Genomic DNA, 22,084 nt, shown 5'->3' with positions numbered 1-22,084 from the left:
CGATCACGACCTAAAAGACAAAAAAAACGGCGAACCCAAATCCATGGATCCGCCGTCGTTTCTGCGTTAAGCGAAACCGATCGGAAAAAAATTAAACCAAACTGAGGGTGGTTTTCTTTTTTCGATCCGCGATTTCAGCCTCGGTCTCGATATGAATCACTTCGTCCGGAACGATTTTGAAAATCGTCTGGCCTTTGGAAATGATCTTTCCGTCGCTGTCGTTTAACAAAATCTCTTTGACGGTTCCGCTGAAAGGAGCCGAGATCTTGTTGAACATCTTCATCACTTCGACGATGAACAGAGGTTGTCCCGCTTTGAAATGATCCCCCACCTTGACCATCGGAGGAAGATCAGGAGCTTCTTTGGAATAGAACATTCCCCCCATAGGAGCCACGATTTCATCGGAACTCGCTTTCGGAGCCGGAGCAAGAAACTTAATGAATGCGTCTCTTGTTTCCGCATTTTTGAATTCATCCGGAATGATCGCTTCCAATTTTTCATCCACTCCCAGATTGTAAAAACCGGAATTCAGTCCTGCGTTCGGAAGGAGTTTTAGAAGTTCGAGTCCCGCTTGAAAGCCGTTGTGCGAATGTAGAACGGAAGGAAGAGTCCCCGTATCCACGCCGGAAATGGATTTGCCGGCATTTAAACTTGCGACCAATTCGATGGAGTCCGCTGCAATTCCGCTTCTCTTGGAAAGCTCCTGATAGAAAGAAAGAGCTTTCTGGAGAATTTCGTCATCGTGATCCCAAATCTGCTCCGAAGGGGGAAGGTTCGGATCTGCTTCCATATTCAAATAGTGATACAGGTCCGCAAGGATATGAATCGGGTTACGAAGCCATTCCACTTTTGAACCCGAAATTTTCCAGGATCGGTTTAAATGATAACCTATAAATCCCGCTACGAGATGCGCGTCTTTGAGGATTTCTCCGATCGGCCTTGTAATCAAAGTCAGTTTTCTGCTGAGAACCTTTTTGAATTCGGGAGAAGACGCTTCTGAAATCGTTTTTTTCCATGCGATTTCAAGATCGACGTCTTTCACGATTTTTTCCACCGCTCCCACTCCGGCAAGGTAGGAAATCATAAACGCAGTGGAAGGTTTGAACATCGCGTCCTTTCCGAGAATCCAGTTGATTAAACCGTAATGGACCAACAGGTTCGTGGATAGATCGAAACCTCTGAGTTCCGTTTTTCTCAGGATATTTCCCAGTCGGATTAAATTGTCCTTACGGTTCTCCCCGTGAGTGATCAAAAGCGCAATGTTGGAATCGTAAGCTCCGGCAACTTTATAATGTACGAATAAATTCGTATCCGGGTTGCGAATGCTGATTCCTTGGTCGTCGCGAATTTCATCGGATAAAGGTTTGGACCAGTTCATAATGACCCCGCCCGCATGAGGTTGGATCGCTTTGTTGGTCGCGTTGATGCGAACTTCGGAACCGGAAGGATATCGCAGAATTCTTTCCGGTTTCTGAAGGCGTTTTCCGTGAAGGGAAAGTAATGCCATCGCTTCGATCAAACTGTCCACAATGAAAAATTCGTTGGTGTTTTCCGGATTCTTAAACTTCAGAGAATACACCATCTCGGTGACTCTGTGTTCCACCTGAATCCGAGTGTTCACTTCCATAAAGAAGTGATTGGTTCCTTCGACGATGGATTCGAAAGTCGAAACGCTGTTGAGTTTTACAGCAGCTCCGAAACGTTCGGATTGCTCTTCCATTTCGCGGAGAACTTTCAGATCTCCTTTGAGAACCTCCGCTTTTTTCGGCTGCGTTGCCGAGCAGGAGGCGATTTCTTTTTCCAGCAATTCCTGCGTAAGAGAGATTTCGAGAAGTTTTTGTTCGTGCATCTGAACGGAACAATCCCGGCCGCCGAGCGCGAGGCACCATTCTCCGTTTCCGATAAGCTGGATCTCGTTGTGTCTTGTGTTTTCTATGTTTAATTCGATGAGGAAGTTTTTGTTGGTTCCGGGAGCGGTCACTTTCGATTCGGAAAGAATTTCCTGAACCGCACCTTTCACTTCTTCGATTTTGGAAACGACCCTTTGTCCTTTACCGCCGCCCCCGCCGATGTATTTAAAACGAATCCGGTTCTTAGGATATTTCTCCCAGATTTTTTTCGTTTCCTTTTCCGCTTCCGCTTGAAGATCGGCGATCGTTACGAGTTCTACAATTTTAGAATATCCTAATTCTAGCAAGTTCTCCGCGTTCACTTCCAAGGGAAGAGAAGAATCGAACGTAAAATCGATCCCCTTCTCTTTTGCGAGCTTTTCGAGAGCCTTTGCATCGGCCGCTTTCGCGAGTAATGCCAGGGAAGAAATGTTGTCCACACCCGGAGTAACGGAGACGTTGAGTTGTCTCGCGATTCTTTTTGCGGCGTCTTTGGAACCCGCTTGGTCCGCGACGTAGGAAGCCGGTCCCATAAAAACGATTCCGCTTTTTTCGATGGCGGAAATGAACTCGGAATCTTCCGCCATAAAACCGTAACCGGCAAAGATATGAGTGTATTGATTGTCTTTGGCGATGGAGATGATCTGTTCGATTCTCTGAACTTTTTCTTCCTTACCGGCTCCCATGTAATCGGGAACCCTGTGGATATTGTTCGGAAAACGGAATCCTCTGAGCTCCGGAGCGAGCGCCATCGGATAAACGACCGAATCCTTTTCGGAAAGTAGAATTCCATATTCCCGAATTCCGATCGAGTCGAAAATTTCCATTGCTTCTTTTCGAACCGGTCCACGGCATACGATCAGACATTTGATCGATTCCAAGGAGAAAGATCGGATCCACGCGGAATTGGATTGGTGAAATTGAATGCGATTGTTGTGAAAGTCGATCATGTCGATTACTCAAACTCCCTTTGAGGTCCGGACAAAGGCGCCGGTTTGTAATGTCGGATTAAATAATCCAGGTTTTGGAACAGAATGTTTCTAGTCGTTCCCGGGAGAACGATTCTGGAAACGGAACCGAGAGAAAGGGCTTCTTTCGGATTCATCAGTTCGCGTTCGTACTGTGTGGAAAGAAGCTGAAGTTTTTTGTCGCGAACGACGATCGCTTCTTTTTCGGACATTCCCTTCTTAACGTTTTCCTGATATTCTCTGTGGATCGCCGAAACCTCGTCCTTGTAGACGTAGTCTTTTCCTGCGGGTCCCATCACGGCGATTCTCGCGGTCGGAAGCGCGAACACCATATCGGCTCCCACGTGATAGGAGTTAAAACATGCGTAAGCGCCGCCGAACGCATTTCGTATAATCAATGTTAAACGAGGTGTCCGGATGTCGATGATCGAATCGAGGAGTTTTCTTCCCTCGAGAACGATTCCGTTTTGTTCCTGTTCTTTTCCGGGTAAGAATCCGGTCGTGTCTTCGAGGAACACGATCGGAATATTGTAAAGATTACAGAAACGGATAAAGCGCGTTCCCTTTCTCGCGGCGTTGATGTCGATCTGACCGGAGGAAACCGCCGAGTTGTTCGCGACGAACGCGACGACGTGGCCTCCGATTCTTCCGAAAGCGGTTACTAAGTTTCTGGATCTCTGCGGTTGAATTTCGAAATACTGACCGTGATCGCAGATATTCTGCAGATACAGAGTGATGTCGAACGGAGTGTTCATTCCCGTCGGAGAGTTGAACGTTTTCTTAAAAAGAATCTCTTCTTCGTAGATGAATCGATCCGTAGGGTCCGAGGTCGGATGGAACGGAGCGAAGGAATGATTGTTATCGGGAAGATACGAAAGAAGTCGGAGCGCGGTTCTAAGAGATCCCAATTCGTCGCCGGTTATGAGATCGACGACCCCGCTTTGTCCGTGAACCTTAGGTCCGCCTAAGTCGTCCGCGGAGATGTCCTCGCCTAATACGGATTTAACGACTCCCGGTCCCGTTAAACCGAAGAATGTATTCTCGCATTGGATCATGAACGATCCCTGACGAGGGAGATACGCACCCCCACCCGCATTGAATCCGAACATGAGCATCAAACTCGGAACAACGCCGCTGATTTTTCTAAGAGCGGTAAAGGCCTCGCTGTAACCGTCGAGTCCGCCCACTCCCGCCGGAACGTAAGCGCCCGCGGAGTCGTTCATTCCGATCAAAGGAATTCCGTGTTCTCCCGCCATGTAGATCAGTCTCGCGAGTTTGCTTCCGTTGGTAGCATCCATGGAACCAGCGCGTAGCGTGAAGTCGTGACCGTAGATCGCGACGTCTCTTCCGTTGATGTTTAAAATTCCGGTAACGAGGGAAGCTCCGTCGAGACTCTTGCCCCAGTTTTGATAGAGAATATTCGGTTCTTGTTCCGTGAGAACTTTGATTCGTTCCCAAACGGTCATTCGATCTTTCGAATGTTGAACGAGGATCCGGTCGACTCCTCCTCCCGCGAGCGGTTTGCTCAGGAGCTCTTTCCCTAACTCGTTGGCTTCTTCGTAAAGACCGCGGGGTTTCGGAGCGTCAGGTTCGGACGTGGATTGGAATGGATTTTCCAGTGAGTATTTTGCTTCGGACATGCGAGAACCTTTAAATGGAATGAAATATATCCAGTTTTTAAAGAAAGGATTCTCGGGAAAGTTAAATTCTGGTATGTTCCGAAGCGGAAAACTATTTTATAGCGGATTCTAAAGTTTCAAAGATGCTGAACATGGAATTCATATCGATGATTTCGAATACTTTTTTTACGGCGGGCTTGATTCCCGCGAGACGAAGTTCCACTTCTCTTTCCTTGCAGATTCGGAGAGCGGCTACGATAATTCTAAGTCCTGCGGATGAAATGAATTCAACGGATGAAAGATCCAAAACCAATACGGGAGAATTTCCGGTCTTGATCTGATCCATAAAAACGGATTCGATTCTATGTGTGTTGTGAACGTCGAGGTTTCCGATCAAGTGGATGATTTTGGAGCGATTCTTAATTTCAGATGTGATTTCCATTCGAAGCCTTGTGTTGAAAATTCTTCTTGAGAACTAAAACGTTCTTCCCGCCTTCGCTGGAATAATCGACTGAATCCATCAGCTTTTCGATCAGATAGACTCCGAATCCACCCTTTCGCTTGCCGCTCAGATTGTCCTCGATGGAAGGTTCTTGAACTTCCTTTCTCTGAAAGACTTTCCCGGAATCAATTAATACAATGGTGATCCAGTCCCCTGTAAAGCGTATTTTACATTCGAACTTTGGATTTTTCAATTCCGTATTTTCGTAACCGTGCATTACGATATTCGTACCCGCTTCGTCGCACGCCAAAAGAATATCGTCTCTCAGAGATTCTTCCAAGTTTCTTACTTTGATCGTTTCGTACACGAATTCCCGGAACAATGGAATCGAAGACGTGTTCGCGTCGAATTCTCTAGAGAATTGATAGTCATCGTTGAATTTCAGGATCATCACGGTGAAGTCGTCGAAAAGTTCGGGAGTTCCCGAAAATTCTCTGACCAAGCCGAAAAGTTCGTCGATGATCTGATTCGATGGAAGATGTTTTCTTACGATGATTTCGCGGATCATCCGTTCCAAACCGAATTCCTCGTCGTTTGCGTTTTTCTCTTCGATCGCTCCGTCCGTATAAAGAATGACCATGTCTCCCGGTTCCACGATCAGACTTCCGCCTTTGTAACTCGCGGAAGGAATCACACCCAAAGGAGGACCGGAACCTTTGATGAGTTCCCAGGTTCCGTCTTTGCGGATCAATACCTGATCGTTGTGACCGGCGGACGCATAATCCAAAGTGAATATAGCGGGATTGTAATGGATGAAGAATGTCGTAACGAACATTCCGTTGTGGGAATCCTCGTAGATGAGAGCGTTTCCCTGTTTTAGAATATCTTCCGGGTCGAGGTCGTGGTTTCTCGCAAGAGTCCTGATGATGGAGGAACTCATCGCCATAAAGATCGCCGCGGGCAAACTCTTACCCGAAACGTCCGAAACCAAAAAAGAATACTGACCGTCCTGATATTGGTAATAATCGTAAAAGTCTCCGGAAACTTCCTTTGCAGGAACGGACTTTACTCCTAAATCGAAGTTGGAACGAAACGCTTTCGATTCGGGAAGAATGTTCTTTTGGATTTCCCGAGTGATCTCGATCTCCCGTTCGAGGGAGCGCTGCATCGCCTTTCTCGAGATCATTTCGTTTTGTAGTTTGAGGGTTTCATGTCCTCTCGCGATCAAAGAGGCAAACGTCTGTAACAATCTCAGATGGGAATAGTTGTAAGAAAGTTTGTCGATCCGATCCGAAACCGTGACCGCTCCGAAAGCGCTTCTTCCTTGGTGTGTCAACGGAAGGACGATATAAGAACCTTTTAGATATTCCTGATCGAGTTCGTGAGTAAATGCAAAATTTTGAATATCTTCTTTGACGGTCGTTTTTTCCTCTTCGATGGAACTATGGATGAAACTTCCCTGATAGTCCGTCGTTCTGAAAATTTCAACGGTCTTTTCGGACGTATAAGAAATCGAAGTGAGAATTCCCATCTTGCGGTTGATGAGAAAAATCCCCGTTTTACTTGCGTCCATCTCGCTGTGAATTACCGGAATGGATTGTTTCATAAGATCGGCTTGATTCTTCGCCGAAGAAACCACTTGCGAAAGTTCGAATAGACTTTCCAGCTCGGAAACTTTCTTTCTCAGATCCTTGTTGGCCGCTTCCAAGTTCTGAAGAAGTCCTGTCTTTTGGATCGCAAGCGCGGATGTTCCCGAAAAGCTTAAGAAAAGTTCTAGGTCATTCTCCGTAAAAAACGTTCTGTCGATCGTGTTGATCGCTTCGATGACTCCGATCACCTGACCTTCCACGAGAAGCGGAGCCGCCATGATGTTTCTTGTAACGAAGTGGGAAGCCTTGTCCACTTCCCGATACACTCGCGGGTCGTTCATCGCATCGTTGATGATCATCGGTTGTTTGTCTTGAACGACCATTCCCGCGACCCCCTTGCCTACGGGGACGCGCACTTTCGTAACCTCGTCCTTTTTTTCTCCCAAGACCGTATGAAAGTAGAGATATTCTTTCGAATCGTCGAGAAGAAGAACGCTGCACGCTTCGGTTCGAAACACGGATTTGGAGGAAAGCATGATCGCTTCCAAAAGCTGGGAAAGATCCAGTGATTTATTGATCAGTCCCGATACGCGGATGATTTCGGTTAACAAAAAGTCGAAACGATCGGTTTGTTTTCGGATCTGCACCGATTCGAGGGCGACCCGAGACGTAGTCATCAAGGAAAGAACGACGAGAGACGATTCTCCCGAAACGAAGGATTCTTCCAGAAGATCGGAGATGATTCTAGTCGTGGCGCGCAGATGTTCGAAGTCGGATTCTCTGAATTCTCCTCCTCCGTCGTTCTGTCTTCCGAGAAAGATCGTTCCGAAAATTTTCTTTTGATTTTCGGAGGAGGATGATCCGAGTTCGCCTACGTGTAACACGCAACAGACGGTATTCTGGTGCAAGGGAGGGATCAGCTTGCTCGGCGTTTCCCCTTTTTTCAGATTGATGTCTTGACCGGTTTTAAAACAGAATTCGGACACGAGGTTCGCCTCGTCGATCGCTTTCGGCGGAGGATTTCCTAAAATGGATTTCAGACTTCCGTCTTCCTGACGAAAACTGAAAATGCCGAATTGAGCGGAAGTAAGTTGTATGATTTCCGTGAGAAGGGATTCGAAAACGATCGTTAAACCCGGATTGTCTTCCAGGTAAAGGTTTCCATCAGAACTCTGTCTGAGGAGAGAATCCTGTTTTTTGCTCGAGATCAAAGCAGAGGTTCAGCCGGCCTGAAACTTTAAGGATTCTTCCCGAAGTTTCTTATTCGCATTTTCTAATTCTCTAATACGAGTCAAAGCTCCCATCAGTTCTTCTCGGGAAAGATTGGTGACGACGTTGGTCGCGTCGAATGCTTCCTTTGCGTCCTTCAACTCTCTTCCGGAATATTGAATGATGCCTTCGTACATACGGATGATTTCGTCCGCGTTCTCCAATTCCTGCTCGTTGAGTCTTAAAACCTTCTCATATCCTTTGATAATATCGTTTTGGATTTTTAATTTTTTTTGCAAATCCTCGATCGACTCACTCATCCTTACCACTCCTGTATTTGTATTGACTTCAATGAATTCGGTAAAAACCTGATTCCTTAGCGGGGACGTAGCTCAGTTGGGAGAGCGTTTGAATGGCATTCAAAAGGTCGGGGGTTCGATTCCCCTCGTCTCCAGACCTTGCACTTTCCGCCACTTGAGTTTTTAAACTTTCAGCCCTCTGTCAAACTCTTTTACGCTTGCTTCTCGCTCCGTTTCTCCGCTTCTATAACTCCAAAGAAGTCCGTTCGGAAACCTCTATTGTATGATTTCTTAGGCCATTCTCAATCCGGAAAGAAGTTGCCAATTTCTTTTTTTATCGCTATTTCCCGTAGAAAAACAAAGCTCGGTAAGAAATTCAAACCCGTTGCGTGTCCTTATGCAAAGCCAGATCCAAATCCGTCGCAGGAATGGGGAGAAGAATCTCGATCCTCTCCTTTTGATCCCTGATTTTTCCTTTCCGGGTAGAACGTTATACGCGGAGCCCTTCGAGTCTTCGTATTCCGTGCGAATCGTAGAATTGCCGACAGACAAGATTCAAGTCGATTTTCCGGAGTATCAAACTTGGATCGAAACGATTTCCCATGAAATCGTCGCTTCCAAACAAAAGGTGAAACTGATCGGAGAAGGTCTATTTTCCGGAATGGTTTTCGACCTTCTGCAAAGACATTCTTCCAAAATCGAATCTGCCTCCGTTCTCAATCCCCCGTTTTTTAAACCGGAGGAAAGTTTTCCTTGGCTTCCGAAAAACGTGGATTGGATTCTGGAGCGTTTTCCCTGGAACCCGTGGTTTTTGTTATCGCGCGAACTGCATTCTTTTTACGATTCGATGGAAAGAAGTTTTCAAGTCGGTTTAAACGATTCCGAGTTTTTCCCCGCGATCGTTTTTACGAAAAAATCCGAACCGATTACGAAACAGATTCGAAGTTTCGGAAAGACTCTCGGTAAGTTTTCGGTTTTTCGGATCGAAGCGTCGGATCCCAAATCGGTTCAACCGATCTTGAAGAATTTGTTTATGAAAATTCTTGCCGGTAGGCCGATTTCTTCTGTCCAAAAAAAGTCAAAATTTAAGATAGAACCTGGTTTTTAAGTATGTCAGTAAGAAAAATTTTAAAAATGGGAGACCCGATTCTCCGCCAAGTTTCGGAACCCGTTACCGAAGACGAGATCAACACCAAGGAATTCAAAAAGCTTCTCCGCGATATGTTCGATACGATGCGTCACGCGGAAGGAGTCGGTCTTGCCGCGCCTCAGATCGGAATTCTCAAGCAGATCGTAGTCGTAGGTTCGGAGGATAACGAACGTTATCCGGGAACGCCGGACGTCCCGGAGCGAGTCATCTTAAATCCGACGATCACTCCTCTTACCAAGGATAGTTCCGGTTTTTGGGAAGGATGTCTTTCCGTTCCCGGAATGAGGGGTTATGTGGAAAGACCCAATCAGATTCGCATGCAGTGGATGGACGAAAAAGGAAACCGTTTCGACGAGGTCATCGACGGTTACAAAGCGGTCGTTTATCAACACGAATGCGATCACCTATTAGGAGTTCTCTACGTGGATCGGTTGAAGGATACGAAACTGTTCGGCTTCAACGACACTCTCGACTCAAACGCAAACATTCTAGATTAAAAAAACAAAAACTATGAAATCACTGGTCGAATACTTTCTTTCTAAGAGTATCTTCGTAAATCTTCTCACCTTTTTAATCATTCTCATCGGAGGTTTTACCGCGGTGAAAATGAATCGGGAAGCCTTCCCGAATATCAACTTCGATATCGTAAGCGTGGTAACTGTGTTTCCCGGAGCTTCCCCCGCCGAGATCGAAAAGCTGGTCACAAAACCTCTGGAAGAAGCGATCAAGGAAGTGGATGGAATCAAAGAATTCCGTTCCGCATCGATTGAGAATCGTTCCGGGATCGTAATCACATTGGACCCGGATTCGAAGGATACGCAGAAAGTCGTCGACGACATTAAGTCCGCGATCGATCGCGTGGAAGATCTCCCGGAAGAAGCGGAAGATCCTCTCGTTACGGAAATCACAACGTCGCGACAGCCCGTGATCGAAATCGATATCAGTCTCGCCTCCAGCGATACGAGTTTGGAAGCCGAAAAACGTCTCAAGGCGCAGGCAAAGATCGTGGAACAGGCTCTGGAAGATATTCCGGGCGTAGCGAGAATTTCCAAACGAGGTTGGAGAGAAACCGAGATGCAGGTGGATATCAATCCTGCCGCGATGTTTTCGCATTATCTCACGAGTCAGGATGTCATCTTCGCATTAAAAAATCGTAATATCAACTTCCCCGGCGGAAATATCGCGGGAAATCAAAAAGAAGTCATATTAAGAACCATCGGAGAATTCGATTCTCCCCGGGAAATCGGAGGGGTTCATATTCGTTCGAACGAAATCGGGAATTCGATCCGAATCGAAAACGTGGCGACCGTGACCGAAGGTTTAAAGGAAGCGGAATATCTCGATAAGGTCAACGGAAGAAAAACGATCGCTTTGACCGTCATCAAACGGGAAAAAGCGGACGCTATTCTCGTCGTCGACGAAGCCAAAAAAGTCATCGACGAATTTAAAAAGAATTCTCGGGGGGAATTCGAATACGCTTTCGTAAACGACCTTTCCAAATACATTCGAAGAAGACTCGGCGTTCTTTTATCCAACGCTGCCGGCGGGTTGATTTTAGTGACAGCGTCGCTGTTCGTATTCTTAGGTTGGAGAGTCGCACTGATGACCGCACTGGGAATTCCCGTTTCCTTCGGCGCGACATTCGTCATTATGAATTATCTGGGTTTGACCTTGAACCTGATCTCGATGTTCGGTTTGATCATCGTCGTCGGGATCCTGGTCGACGACGCGATCATCATCTGCGAGAACGTTTATCGCTACATGGAAGAAGGGATGCCCGCTTACGAGGCGGCCATAAAAGGAACCTCCGAAGTGATCGATCCCGTGACCGCAACCGTAACGACCACCGTTGCGGCCTTTGCTCCGATGCTCTTTATGACGGGAATTTTCGGAAAGTTCATCTATAGCATCCCTTTGGTCGTCATCATAGCGTTGCTCGCCTCTTTATCCGAAGCGTTTTTTATTCTTCCTTCCCACTTATACGATATCAACAAACATAAGTTTCATTCGGGAGAAATCAAAGAGGAAAGCGGATGGTTCTACAAACTCAAGGTGAACTATTATCTTCCTTTGCTGAAGTTTGCGCTGCGACACAGACTTCAGATTTTTATCTATCTCTTCGCGATGTTGATCGGAAGTTTCGCTTTGTTTGCGGTCGCGGGAAAATTCAAACTTTTTCCCGGTTCCGTGGATGTCTTTCAGATCAAATTGACGGGACAAACCGGAATGTCTCTGCAGGAAACGGAGCGATTTACGCATGTTCTCGAAAACGAACTCGCAAAAGTTTCCAAGGAAGAAGTGGAAAATTACGTGACTCGGGTAGGAATCATTCAAAAAGACCCGAACGATCCGTTTACCAAACGCGGAAAACATTATGCACAAATTCTCGTTTATTTAACGCCGGAAGAAAATAGAAAGAGGGCCACGGACGAAATTATTTCCGAAGTTCGAGAAAAGACGATCTGGCTTTTGAACGAAAAGTCCGTAAAGATTCTCGAAGAAACCCGCAAAAAAGAAGCGGAGAAGAAAAAGGAAGAATACAAACCTTTCAATTTGACTGCTTTCCCTGCGGAATTCTCGCGTTTTAAGGGACAACTGCTTGCTCTGGATTTTGAGAAGATTTCCGGCGGACCTCCCGTTGGAAAACCGGTCGCGATCGAGATCCGCGGAGACGAATATGATACTTTGATCCGGATCGGAGAAGAATATAAGTCCGTGATGGCAAAGGTTCCCGGTGTTACGGATATCGGAGACGATTTTAACGAGGGGAAGGACGAGATTCGTATTAAGGTCAGTGAATCTCTTGCTTCCACGGCCGGAGTTTCCGTTTTCAAGGTAGCACAAGCGATCAACACAGCGTTTCAAGGAACCGTCGCGACAAAGATCAAACGTTCGGACGAGGAAGTTGAAGTAAAGGTTCGTTTTCCAGAAGAAGTAAGAAAGTCCATAGGATCGTTGAACAATATCTTCGTGACCAACCAACTCGGGAAACTGATTCCCGTTTCCCGATTGATTACCTACGTTCGCGAACCCGGATTTGCGAACATCAATCACTTGGACGGAAAACGGCTTCTTACCGTGACCGCGAATTTGGATGAAACGAAAACCGACACGAGAAGAGCGAACGCGGAAATTGCGAAACTTTCCAAGGGAATCATGGATAAATATCCGGGTTACCGGATGCGATTCGGCGGAGAGAACAAAGATACGGAAGAATCCCTTGCGAGTTTGGGAAGGGCCTTTCTCGTCGCGTTCATCATTATTTTTATGATTCTCGCTTCCCTCTTCCGTTCTTTGATTCAACCGATAATCGTGGTAAGTTCGATTCCATTTTCATTGATCGGCGTGATTCTTGCTTTCGTTTTACATGGAGAATACTTCGGCTTTCTCGCATTTTTGGGAATCGTCGGTCTTGCGGGAGTCGTAGTGAACGATTCCATCGTTCTTGTGGACTTTGCGAACCAACTCAAGCTCGAAAAACCGAACGAAGACATCGATTCGATTTTGATCGAAACCGGACTTTTGCGACTCCGGCCGGTCGTGTTGACGACGGTTACGACGGTATTGGGTCTGTTGCCGACCGCTTACGGAATCGGCGGGCGAGATCCTTTCTTGGTTCCGATGGCGCTTGCATTCGGCTGGGGACTTGCGTTCTCATCGTTTCTTACGCTCGTCGCCGTTCCGGTTTTATACAAGACGGTGCATAACGTTCAAGCGAGATTCCAGCGTTTGCTGTGGAGTCGGACTAAGTAAAGAATCCCCTTTCGATCTAGAAAAGAGATTTGATGACCGAAGCCAGAGGAGTTCTTTAACTTGAAGGAACTCCTGCAAGTTCGAGGAATGGCCCGATTCTAATCTTGGCGATCGTTGATGATCTCCGGAACGGTCACAAAGCTGTAACCCTTGGAAATCATTTCCTGTATAAAATCAGGAAGAATGTAGATCAGCTTTTCCGATTGTCTCGGAGATCCCAAATGCATTAAAATAATCGCGCCATTCATCCCGTTTTTGTCCGCCTCTTCCCAACGATACAAAAAGTCCAGGGCTTCCGCTCTGGTTTTGTAATTCGGATTCGGCATGATTCTTGTTTTCCCTGTCTGAGGATCTTTCTTATAAATGAATTTCTTATATACGAAGTCCGGAATATCTAAAGAACCGACGGAGTTGTTGCTCCAAAAAATATGGTGGGAATACCCTAACTTTCCGAAGGTTCGAATCACCAGAGGATCAAAACCTCCATACGGCAATCTGTAGTATTTCGTAAGCTGTTTTCCGGTTACGGACTCGAACTTCTCCTCCACCATTCTCATTTCCTGCTGCAGAAAATTCGTGTCCGGGATTTCGTCCGAAACGTAGCTAAGAAGCGCTCGTTTTCGCAGAGAAGGTTCGTATAAACTTCTGGGAATATTGTAATGACTCCACGTATGATTTCCGAATACGACCCGATTTCCGAGTTCCGAAAGTTTCTTGAGATAATAGAGATTCGTATTGCTGAAAAAAGAACCGTTTTTTAACGCGGGGTTCTCGTTGGAAACGAAGAGAGTGATCTTGATCGGAAAACGGGAAAGATATTCGTAGATGAGCTTGAGATCTTCTCCGGTTCCGAGATCGAACGTAAGTGCGATTTCCTTAAACCGAGTGTCTCCCCGGTTGATATTTTTACCGATATCCGAACCGGGAAGCGCTTCTAGAGAAGCTTTGTTTTCGGAAACTTGATCGGATAAATCTCCGTCCGGAACCGCGTCGTAGAGATCGGATTTGAATTTGAGTAATTCTTCCTCTTGTTGCTGCTCTTCGAGCCGGAGAGAAGTCAGGGTTTCTTCGAGATTCGTGATATGAACCGTTTGTTTTTCAACGGTCGCTTCCAATCGGAAGATTCGATGTGTTAGAGTAAGAATCGAGACGGCTCCGAGGAACGTAAAAAATCCCAAGGAGAAAAGAATCCGCAACATACGAAATTTTCGTTCGATGACTTCGGATTCGATTCCGCTTTTTTTGATTTCGGAAATTGTCCGGGAAAGTTCTGAAGATTCTTCCTCGCTTAACATAAAGATTCGATTGAAATCGGGAAATTCGAATCCTTCAAATCATTTTTAGGAAAGAATTTTTAAAAATTTCCCCTTTTTCCCCTGTCTTACCAGGTATTCTTTTCCTTTTTGGATGGAAATTTTTTCGTCCGTGATCTTATCTTCCGCGAGATACAAACCTCCGGCCTTGATGAGTCTTCTTCCTTCCGAAACGGACGGTACAAAAGCAAGTTTACTCAACACCCAAACGAGCAAGGGCTCCGGGGTTTCCGCGAAAAATTCCTCGCCTAACGTTACTTCTTTGATGTCGTCGGGAACCGCTCTGGATTTCGGATTGTGAATCTTTTTCCATTCTTCGATTGCCGCTTCGTTTTCCGAAGGAGAAGAGAACTGATCCATAATGAGTTTTGCAAGTTCCGTCTTGACTTCTTTCGGATGAAGTTCCTTCTTTGTGATTCCGTTTTTACGGGATGAAATTTCTTGCATCGGGAGATCGGTCAGGAGTTCGAAGTAGTTCCACATGAGATCGTCGCTGATCGACATGAGTTTTCCGAACATATCGATCGGAGTTTCGGTGATTCCCACGTAGTTTCCGAGCGACTTGGACATCTTTTTATTTCCATCCAATCCCACAAGTAACGGAAGAGTCAGAACGCACTGCGCTTCTTTTCCGTATTCTCTTTGTAAATCGCGTCCGACAAGAAGATTGAATTTTTGATCGGTTCCGCCGAGCTCCACGTCGCATTCCATAGCGACTGAATCGTATCCTTGCACCAAAGGATATAAAAACTCGATCATCGAGATCGGTTGGCCGGCCTTATAACGTTTGCTGAAGTCGTCCCGTTCCAACATTCTTGCTACGTTGTATTTGGAACTCAGAACCAAGACATCCTCGAAATTCATCCCGGCGCACCAGCTGGAATTATAGACGATTTTCGTTTTACCGGGGTCAAGAACCTTAAAAACCTGATTTTGATAGGTTTTTGAGTTTTCCAAAACCTCTTCCCGAGATAGTCTTTTTCTGGTTTCGGATTTGCCGGTTGGGTCGCCGATCATCGCCGTGAAATCGCCGAGGAGAAAGGAGACTTCATGACCTAAGTCTTGGAAGTGTTTTAATTTTTTGAGCTGAACAAAATGGCCGAGATGGAGGTCGGGTGCAGTCGGATCAAAACCTGCCTTAATTTTCAGCGTTTTCTTTTTTTGAAGTTTGGATTTTAATTCTTCTTCGCTGATCAGATCAACGCAGCCGCGGCGGATGATTTCGATTTGTTTTTGAATGTCCATGAAAGAAAAATCCGAATTGGATTGTGAAACTTAATGCAAATTTGTAGGGGGAAAGAAACCTGTAAAGCAGGAAGAATTCTCAAAATGGAAAAACAGAACCGAACTCAACAAATTTCGAAACTGCAAAAGGAATCCTTTGATATACTCGTAATCGGCGGCGGATCGACCGGAACCGGCGCGGCCTTGGATGCGGCCAAACGAGGTTATAAAACCGCACTGATTGAAAAGAAAGATTTCTCCTCCGGAACTTCTTCCCGTTCCACCAAACTGATCCACGGCGGGGTTCGTTATCTCGCGCAGTTTCATTTTAAACTCATTCATGAAGCCTTGACGGAAAGGCAAAGACTTCTGGAGAATGCTCCTCATCTTGTAAAACCGCTGAAGTTCGTTCTTCCCGCTTATCGCTTTTACGAGCGTCCGTATTACGGAATCGGTCTGACCTTATACGATATTCTTGCGTCCCGAGGCAAACTTCCTTCTCACAAAACCGTTTCCAAATCGGAAGCGATCTCCGAATTCGGTGCGATCAAACGAGACGGACTTTTCGGCGGAATCACTTATTACGACGCTCAGTTTAACGATGCTCGTTTGAACGTGCTCCTTGCGAGATCGGCCGAAAAAGAAGGAGCCGTGGTCGCTAATCGTGTCGAACTTGTTTCTTTCATTAAGGAGAATGGCAAGCTCATAGGAGCGAATCTCAAGGATTTGGAAACGGGGAAAACTTTTCCCGTTCATGCGAAGGTGATCGCGAACACGACCGGCGTTTGGGTGGATCACGTTCGTAAACTAGACGATCCTAGAACCTTCAACGTTCTTTCTCCAAGCCAAGGAATTCACCTTGTTTTCTCCAAAGAAAAAATCCCTTGCGAATCCGCGATGATCATTCCGAAAACCAAGGATGGAAGAGTCGTGTTTATCATTCCTTGGGAAGATCACGTCATCTTAGGAACGACCGATACTCCGGTTGAAAATCCGGGAGACGAACCTCTTCCGATCGGAAACGAGGTTCAATTTTTACTCGATACAGGGAACGAATATCTGGAGAATCCCGTTTCTGAAAAAGACATTCTTTCCGTCTTCGCAGGAATTCGTCCTTTGATTTCTCCGGAAGGAAACCAAGATACGAAAAACATTTCCCGAGAAGAAGTCATCCTCGTTTCGAATTCGGGATTGGTTACGATGGGTGGTGGGAAATGGTCTACGTATCGAAAGATGGCGGAAGATCTCGTGGATAAATTGATTCAAGTCGGCAATCTTCCAGAAGGCGAAGAATGTTCTACGAAGGTTTATTCGTATCCGGGAGCCGCCGGATATTCGGAAACTCTATATCAAGAAATTGAAAAGAATTACAAAGTCGATACTACATTTGCAAAGCGTCTCCAGAACTATTACGGAACCGAAGTTTTCGAAATTTTGGGTAAAAAGCCGAAGCTCTTGGGAAAAGGAATTCCTTATTTCGAGGAGGAAGTTTTGTTTGCGGTCAAAGAAGAATTTGCTTTAGGTATTACGGACATTCTCGCTCGAAGAATCCGGATTCTATTCTTGGATTTAGAAATGGCTCGCAAAATGGTGGGTCCGGTTTCGGCAATTTTGGCAAAGCAGCTTAAATGGAAGGACAAAACGAAAAAAGCAGAAGAAGCCGCGGCGATCGAATTGATTGAGAGTTTAAGAAAGTCTTATCTTTAAATTTAAAAGACTGCCGCAAATACGGTGTTCTATTGTGAAACACGCGAGCCCCGCCCTTACTTTGGGTGGCGGGGTGGGCGGTGGGAGAACCTCGGACTGATTCCCCTTTAACAGCAAATTCTACTTTTTTAAAGTGAAAATTCTCCGTCCTGTCGGAACTTTCAAAAAATTAACCGTCGATATAATCCTTCAACTTCTTAGAACGAGAAGGATGTCTGAGTCTTCGGAGCGCCTTCGCTTCGATCTGACGAATCCTTTCCCTTGTTACCTTAAACTGATAACCGACTTCTTCCAGAGTTTGAGGATAACCGTCGTCCAAACCGAAACGCATTCGAATTACCTTTTGTTCCCGCGCAGGAAGAGTATGCAACACCTGACGAATCTGTTCGGCAAGAATGCTCGACGCCGCCGCATTTACGGGAGTTTCCACTTCGGTGTCCGGAATAAAATCTCCGAGTTCCGAATCCTCTTCCGAGCCGACCGGGATTTCCAAAGAGATAGGCTCTCTCGCGACGTTTTTGACCATCTTGACTTTTTGAACCGGCCAACCGAGTCGCTCCGCTATTTCCTCGTTGCTCGGGTCGCGACCGAACTCCTGGACGAACAGTCTTGTTTCACGAATTACCTTGTTGACCTGTTCGATCATGTGAACCGGAACGCGGATTGTTCTCGCCTGATCGGAGATCGCGCGGGTGATCGCCTGACGGATCCACCAAGTAGCATATGTGGAGAATTTATAACCTTTCTTATATTCGAACTTGTCCACCGCTTTGATCAGACCGATGTTTCCTTCTTGGATCAAATCGAAAAAATGCATTCCCCGATTCGCATAACGTTTCGCAATGGAAACGACAAGTCGAAGATTTGCCTTAACCAGTTCTTTCTTGGCTTGGGAAATTTCTCGCTCCCCTTTGATGATCTTTTCACCCCAATCCTTAATCTCTTGAACGGTTGAGCCGGCTTCCTGTTCCATACGACGGAGTTTTCTTTCGTTGTTGCGAATGTCCTTGATAACCTCGCGAACCTCGTCGATGTTCACACCCATCTTCACTTCGATGTCGTCTAACTTCTCGTTCTTTTCAATAAAGCGGTTGAACGCCTTGATATCGCGAACGTCTTGGCCGTATTGCGCTTTGATCTTTAAGAAGTGGCGATCGATTTCCTTGATACGGAAGACCATGGATTTGATCTTTTGGGAAATTTTTTGGATTTCTTTTTGGGAAACCCCGAGCTCGCGAATCGCGTTGTGAATGATTTCGGTGGAAGCGTCTATCTTCTCTTTGAATTCTTTGTACTTTTTGGAAGTTTCGGAATACTTTCTGATTTTGGAAACGGCTTCCTGAAGAACCTTTTCCTGTTCCTGGATTACGAGAATATTCTTAAAGAATAATTCCTCGAGTTTATGCGCCTCTTCCGCGTTGAGGGCATACATCTTATCCACACGAATGAGATCGTAGACCTTGATCTTTTTGCTTCGGATCTTAGGAAGAAGTTTTATGTAGTTCGCACGGAGAATGGAAGAACTGAGGATCGTTTCTTCGATGATCTTCTCACCCTTCTCGATTCTTTTTGCGAGGAAGACTTCCGTTTCTCCTGAGATCAAACTCACCTTCCCGATTTCCCTTAGATAAAGTTTGATCGGATCTTCGGAACCGCTTGCGGAGGAAGAGGATTCTTTTTTCTTACGAGCCGGTTTGGAATCGTCCTTAGGAACGAGAGTGGAAGCCGGTTCCAGAGTATTTCTGGTATATTCTTCCACGATCTCGATTCCCATCTCGTGTAAGAGGGTGAAAAAATCGTCTATCTTTTCCGAGTTCAGAATCTTATCGGGAAGGATCTCGTTGATATCGTCGTAGGATACTTCTCCGTTTGCCTTTCCCAAAGATATGATCTTCTGAACCTCAGGCATGCTTTGTAGATTTTCCATCATTCCAATTCCCTCTAAATTATGTGGTAGCCGATTGACTCCGGATATGTTCCAGAATCTTTTCTTTTTCCTTACGGTAAAAACTGAGTTCCGTAAAGATCTCGGGCGTAAAAAAACGTTCTCTTCTTTGATCGAGTTCCCGAATTCTTTCCTCGATTCGAAACTTCTTCTGTTGTAGAAGAAGGATTCTAAAAACCTTATGAAGTTCGCCCGGCTCAACTTTTTCGGAATCCTCTTCCATCAAGTATGGAGCCAAAGCGCGCTTCAAATCCTCGGGCAGTTCCGAGGATAATATCTGCACGGGAGAAATTTCCCCTTCTCCCGTATAAATCGTGTATAAATAATCCCAAAGAAAGGAACTCGCCGTATCCATGAATTCCATCGAAGAAATCTCTTCCGAATACGAAAAAAGCCCCGTATGTTTGACCAGCATCGAGATGATTTTTCTCTCGCAGTCGAGCGCGGGACCGGCGACCTCTTGAACTTCCTTTAAGTTAGATCTAGTATCGGCATTTGCAGGTCCATTCTTTGCCGTTCCGCCTTTAAAATCCCGAAGAACCGCATCCATGCTGATCCCAAGTTTGTTCGCTCCCATTCCAAGAAGAAACTGTTTGTCCGTTTCGCGGGAGAGGGTTTGGATAAACGCATATAAATTTTGCAGAGATCTTCTTTTTTTCTCAGGCGATGTTCTTGAAGTTGCGTTTTCCAAAAGCTCTTCTACTACGAACTCGGAACCCTGAATTTGTTCCGACAAAAGTTCGCTCAGTTCCGGTCTGCTCATGGATTTTGCGAGATCGAAAGGATCTTTTCCTTCCGGAAGCAGGACGATGGAACATTCCATTCCTTCCTTTAGACAGATTTCAGCCGCCCGCAAAGCGCCCTTCTTTCCTGCGATATCCCCGTCCAAAACAAAGGTCATTTTTTCGGCGAATTTCTTCATCGTTCGGATATGATTTTCCGTGATCGCGGTTCCCATAGACGCGACCACGTTTTCATAACCTCTTCTCACAAGACCGATCACGTCCAAATATCCTTCGACGAGCATCGCTTCTCCCGTTTTGCGAACGCCTTCTCTGGCTCTGAAAAAATTGTAAAAGGTCCGGCTCTTATCAAAAATAACGGAAGCGGGACTGTTGATGTATTTTGCTTCTTTACCCGGACCTAAAATTCTTCCCGAGAATGCGATTGTTCTTCCGGACAAATCCAAAACGGGGAACATGATCCGGTCTCGAAAGAAATCGTACGGGCGGTTATTTCCGGCTTCTTTTTCCCGCAAAAGACCGAGTTGGATCGCGCCCGCGATTTCGTCCTTCGTCTTTAACACTTCTTTGGCGAGTGTTTCGAATCCTTCGGGGGCATACCCCAATCCGAAAAGACGAATTTCCGAATCTTCTATTTCTCTCGATTTTAGATAATCGAGCGCATTCCTCCCGATCGGAGTCCGTAACAAATGCTGATAATAATCGGAAACTTTTTGATTGATCTTATACAAAAAGTCGGAGATCTCCGCTACCTTAGCGTTCTTCTCTTCCAAAGGAATTCCGGAATACTCGGAAAGAATTTCGAGGGAACGGGAAAAATCCACTCTCTCGTAATCCATTACGAAACGAATCAAATCTCCCGACGCCTTGCATCCGAAGCAGTAGTAAAATTGTTTCTCCGCTGAAACGTTAAACGAAGGAGATTTTTCCTGATGAAACGGACAGAGTCCTAAGAAATTCTTACCGCGCTTTTTAAGCGGTACGAAGCGAGAGATATAAGATTCGATGGGGACTTCCCGGTGAACTCGATCGATGAAATCCTTTTTGTTAGACAAAGGTGGCTCACTTTAAGACTCAGGAAAGTCTGGATTTGACAATTGCCGAAACTTTAGTACCGTCGATGCTTTTTCCTTTGAAAGCGGCCATGACTCGACCCATGACCTTTCCCATATCCTTGGCGGTCGGTTGCATTTCCGCAAAGATTTTGTCGATTGTTGCGATGATTTCCGATTCGGGAAGTTCAGGCGGAAGATATTCTTTCAGAACGGAAGCTTCGCCTTCTTCTTGCGCTAAGAGATCGTTTCTCCCTGCTTTTTGATACATTTCGATCGCATCCAAACGTTTCGCATACGCTTTTTTAATGACGGATATGACTTGATCATCCGCGAGTTCTTTCGCTCCGGTTTTAGTCAATTCGTATTGGATGTCGGACTTTAAAAGACGAAGTGTGGAAAGATGAGGCTCTTTCTTCGCTTTCATCGCCTCTTTCAGATCTTCATTGATTTTTATCTGCAGGGACATAGGTTTTATAGATTCAAATGCGTGGAATCAATCGATTCCAGGTTGGACAAAGCCCTGACTCAAGCTTTGTCTTTTTTAGAGAAAAGGCGTTTTTTCTTTTCTGCTTTTCTTTTTGCGGATTCGATCGCTTTTTTCTTTTTGATACTCGGTTTTTCGAAGTATTCTCTGCGTTTGATTTCGCTCATAATCCCTGCGTTAGCGCAGTCGCGTTTGAAACGTTTCAGAGCAGATTCGATCGACTCTCCGTCTTTTACAATGATTCCTACCATTCGATTTTTAAATCCTTCGTTTTAATAGCCGCTCCGAACAACGAAAGTTCGGAGACAAAATTGCATGCAAAATGACCACAGATTTCCCTGAAGAAATAGGTAGACAAGATTTACGATACCAGAAAAAGGGGGTATTATGTCAAGGGTTTTCCGACAAAATCTCAAAAAGACGCCGTTTTTCCAAGAATTATTTTTGTTTTGAGAAAGGTTTCGATCTTTTTAAGCAGCAAAGAATTCCGCTCTTTGGATCTCGGAGATTTCAATTTGGGCCACGATTCCGAACTTTCCGTTTTTGATGACCACGTCGCCGTTTAATCTTCTATTTTTATCCAATTCGATTACGGTTCCGTTTTTTAAATGGAGAATGATGTCGATCCCTCTGTAGTCGATATATCGTTCCAGGGTCTTTTTGAACTTTTCTGCTTGATCCATTCTTTCCTCCGA

The 22,084-nt window shown here is 45.6% G+C and carries 16 protein-coding genes and 1 tRNA gene; 5 read left to right on the top strand and 12 right to left on the bottom strand.

Features of this window, described 5'->3' with window-relative positions:
* Positions 1-91 precede the first annotated feature (91 nt).
* From LFX17_RS09115 to LFX17_RS09095, 5 genes are all read right to left on the bottom strand, one after another.
* Positions 92-2,839 carry an ATP-binding protein gene (locus LFX17_RS09115; RefSeq protein WP_238746225.1) on the bottom strand — a complete coding sequence of 916 codons (2,748 nt, stop codon included), beginning with the start codon at positions 2,837-2,839 and terminating at the stop codon, positions 92-94.
* Positions 2,840-2,844: 5 nt separating this feature from the next.
* A complete protein-coding gene (locus tag LFX17_RS09110) occupies positions 2,845-4,497 on the bottom strand; it encodes an acyl-CoA carboxylase subunit beta (protein ID WP_238729972.1) in 1,653 nt (550 codons plus the stop codon).
* A 91-nt stretch (positions 4,498-4,588) separates the two neighbouring features.
* The gene (locus LFX17_RS09105; RefSeq protein WP_238729971.1) at positions 4,589-4,918 is read right to left on the bottom strand and encodes an STAS domain-containing protein; all 330 of its coding nucleotides are present in this window, start codon (positions 4,916-4,918) and stop codon (positions 4,589-4,591) included.
* Entirely contained in the window at positions 4,902-7,718 is a 2,817-nt protein-coding gene (locus LFX17_RS09100) for a SpoIIE family protein phosphatase (RefSeq protein WP_238729970.1), read from the bottom strand. The genes LFX17_RS09105 and LFX17_RS09100 overlap by 17 nt, the downstream gene beginning before the upstream one ends.
* Before the next feature lie 9 nt (positions 7,719-7,727).
* On the bottom strand, positions 7,728-8,036 hold the full coding sequence (locus tag LFX17_RS09095; protein WP_010574813.1) for a hypothetical protein: 309 nt from the start codon (positions 8,034-8,036) through the stop codon (positions 7,728-7,730).
* Between the two features lie 61 nt (positions 8,037-8,097).
* On the opposite strand from LFX17_RS09095, the gene LFX17_RS09090 reads away from it, so the two are divergent.
* The 4 genes from LFX17_RS09090 (at position 8,098) to LFX17_RS09075 (ending at position 12,918) form a co-directional block, all read left to right on the top strand.
* Positions 8,098-8,170: transfer RNA gene (locus LFX17_RS09090), tRNA-Ala, on the top strand.
* A 242-nt stretch (positions 8,171-8,412) separates the two neighbouring features.
* Positions 8,413-9,123, top strand: coding sequence for a hypothetical protein (locus LFX17_RS09085; protein ID WP_238746223.1), 711 nt, complete (start codon positions 8,413-8,415; stop codon positions 9,121-9,123).
* A gap of 2 nt (positions 9,124-9,125) precedes the next feature.
* Complete coding sequence (def, locus tag LFX17_RS09080; protein ID WP_238729968.1) at positions 9,126-9,662, top strand: peptide deformylase; 537 nt, start codon at positions 9,126-9,128, stop codon at positions 9,660-9,662.
* A 13-nt stretch (positions 9,663-9,675) separates the two neighbouring features.
* Positions 9,676-12,918: an efflux RND transporter permease subunit gene (locus tag LFX17_RS09075; protein WP_238746221.1), complete on the top strand. Its 3,243-nt coding sequence runs from the start codon at positions 9,676-9,678 to the stop codon at positions 12,916-12,918.
* Between the two features lie 98 nt (positions 12,919-13,016).
* Here LFX17_RS09075 and LFX17_RS09070 read toward each other — a convergent pair whose 3' ends face one another.
* The gene (locus tag LFX17_RS09070; protein ID WP_238729966.1) at positions 13,017-14,213 is read right to left on the bottom strand and encodes a polysaccharide deacetylase family protein; all 1,197 of its coding nucleotides are present in this window, start codon (positions 14,211-14,213) and stop codon (positions 13,017-13,019) included.
* Between the two features lie 45 nt (positions 14,214-14,258).
* Entirely contained in the window at positions 14,259-15,476 is a 1,218-nt protein-coding gene (gene tyrS, locus LFX17_RS09065; protein WP_238746219.1) for a tyrosine--tRNA ligase, read from the bottom strand.
* Positions 15,477-15,509: 33 nt separating this feature from the next.
* Here tyrS and LFX17_RS09060 point away from each other — a divergent pair, with 33 nt between their 5' ends.
* A complete protein-coding gene (locus tag LFX17_RS09060) occupies positions 15,510-17,162 on the top strand; it encodes a glycerol-3-phosphate dehydrogenase/oxidase (RefSeq protein WP_238729964.1) in 1,653 nt (550 codons plus the stop codon).
* Between the two features lie 169 nt (positions 17,163-17,331).
* Here the strand turns inward: LFX17_RS09060 and rpoD are convergent, their stop codons facing one another.
* The 5 genes from rpoD to LFX17_RS09035 all read right to left on the bottom strand — a co-directional run bounded on the left by rpoD (position 17,332) and on the right by LFX17_RS09035 (position 22,072).
* On the bottom strand, positions 17,332-19,089 hold the full coding sequence (rpoD, locus tag LFX17_RS09055; protein ID WP_010574820.1) for an RNA polymerase sigma factor RpoD: 1,758 nt from the start codon (positions 19,087-19,089) through the stop codon (positions 17,332-17,334).
* Between the two features lie 19 nt (positions 19,090-19,108).
* A complete protein-coding gene (gene dnaG / locus LFX17_RS09050) occupies positions 19,109-20,905 on the bottom strand; it encodes a DNA primase (RefSeq protein WP_238729963.1) in 1,797 nt (598 codons plus the stop codon).
* A 19-nt stretch (positions 20,906-20,924) separates the two neighbouring features.
* Entirely contained in the window at positions 20,925-21,371 is a 447-nt protein-coding gene (locus LFX17_RS09045) for a GatB/YqeY domain-containing protein (RefSeq protein ID WP_238729962.1), read from the bottom strand.
* A 59-nt stretch (positions 21,372-21,430) separates the two neighbouring features.
* Positions 21,431-21,640, bottom strand: a complete 210-nt coding sequence (gene rpsU / locus LFX17_RS09040; protein ID WP_000232823.1) for a 30S ribosomal protein S21 — start codon at positions 21,638-21,640, stop codon at positions 21,431-21,433.
* 219 nt (positions 21,641-21,859) lie between these two features.
* Positions 21,860-22,072, bottom strand: a complete 213-nt coding sequence (locus tag LFX17_RS09035; protein ID WP_238729961.1) for a hypothetical protein — start codon at positions 22,070-22,072, stop codon at positions 21,860-21,862.
* Positions 22,073-22,084: the final 12 nt, after the last annotated feature.

The sequence above is a fragment of the Leptospira sanjuanensis genome (assembly GCF_022267375.1).
In the GTDB taxonomy this organism is placed as follows: domain Bacteria; phylum Spirochaetota; class Leptospiria; order Leptospirales; family Leptospiraceae; genus Leptospira; species Leptospira sanjuanensis.
The sequence above is the reverse complement of the archived record's forward strand: the minus strand, read 5'-3'. Positions and strand labels throughout refer to the sequence as shown.

Bases quoted from the DNA above. Each gene is read 5' to 3' on its own strand.
- LFX17_RS09070 (WP_238729966.1), bottom strand. From the start codon at position 14,213: ATGTTAAGCGAGGAAGAATCTTCAGAACTTTCCCGGACAATTTCCGAA.
- LFX17_RS09085 (WP_238746223.1), top strand. From the start codon at position 8,413: ATGCAAAGCCAGATCCAAATCCGTCGCAGGAATGGGGAGAAGAATCTC.
- tyrS (WP_238746219.1), bottom strand. From the start codon at position 15,476: ATGGACATTCAAAAACAAATCGAAATCATCCGCCGCGGCTGCGTTGAT.
- LFX17_RS09105 (WP_238729971.1), bottom strand. From the start codon at position 4,918: ATGGAAATCACATCTGAAATTAAGAATCGCTCCAAAATCATCCACTTG.
- LFX17_RS09060 (WP_238729964.1), top strand. From the start codon at position 15,510: ATGCAAATTTGTAGGGGGAAAGAAACCTGTAAAGCAGGAAGAATTCTC.
- LFX17_RS09035 (WP_238729961.1), bottom strand. From the start codon at position 22,072: ATGGATCAAGCAGAAAAGTTCAAAAAGACCCTGGAACGATATATCGAC.
- LFX17_RS09045 (WP_238729962.1), bottom strand. From the start codon at position 21,371: ATGTCCCTGCAGATAAAAATCAATGAAGATCTGAAAGAGGCGATGAAA.
- def (WP_238729968.1), top strand. From the start codon at position 9,126: ATGTCAGTAAGAAAAATTTTAAAAATGGGAGACCCGATTCTCCGCCAA.
- LFX17_RS09110 (WP_238729972.1), bottom strand. From the start codon at position 4,497: ATGTCCGAAGCAAAATACTCACTGGAAAATCCATTCCAATCCACGTCC.
- LFX17_RS09075 (WP_238746221.1), top strand. From the start codon at position 9,676: ATGAAATCACTGGTCGAATACTTTCTTTCTAAGAGTATCTTCGTAAAT.
- rpsU (WP_000232823.1), bottom strand. From the start codon at position 21,640: ATGGTAGGAATCATTGTAAAAGACGGAGAGTCGATCGAATCTGCTCTG.
- rpoD (WP_010574820.1), bottom strand. From the start codon at position 19,089: ATGGAAAATCTACAAAGCATGCCTGAGGTTCAGAAGATCATATCTTTG.
- LFX17_RS09115 (WP_238746225.1), bottom strand. From the start codon at position 2,839: ATGATCGACTTTCACAACAATCGCATTCAATTTCACCAATCCAATTCC.
- LFX17_RS09095 (WP_010574813.1), bottom strand. From the start codon at position 8,036: ATGAGTGAGTCGATCGAGGATTTGCAAAAAAAATTAAAAATCCAAAAC.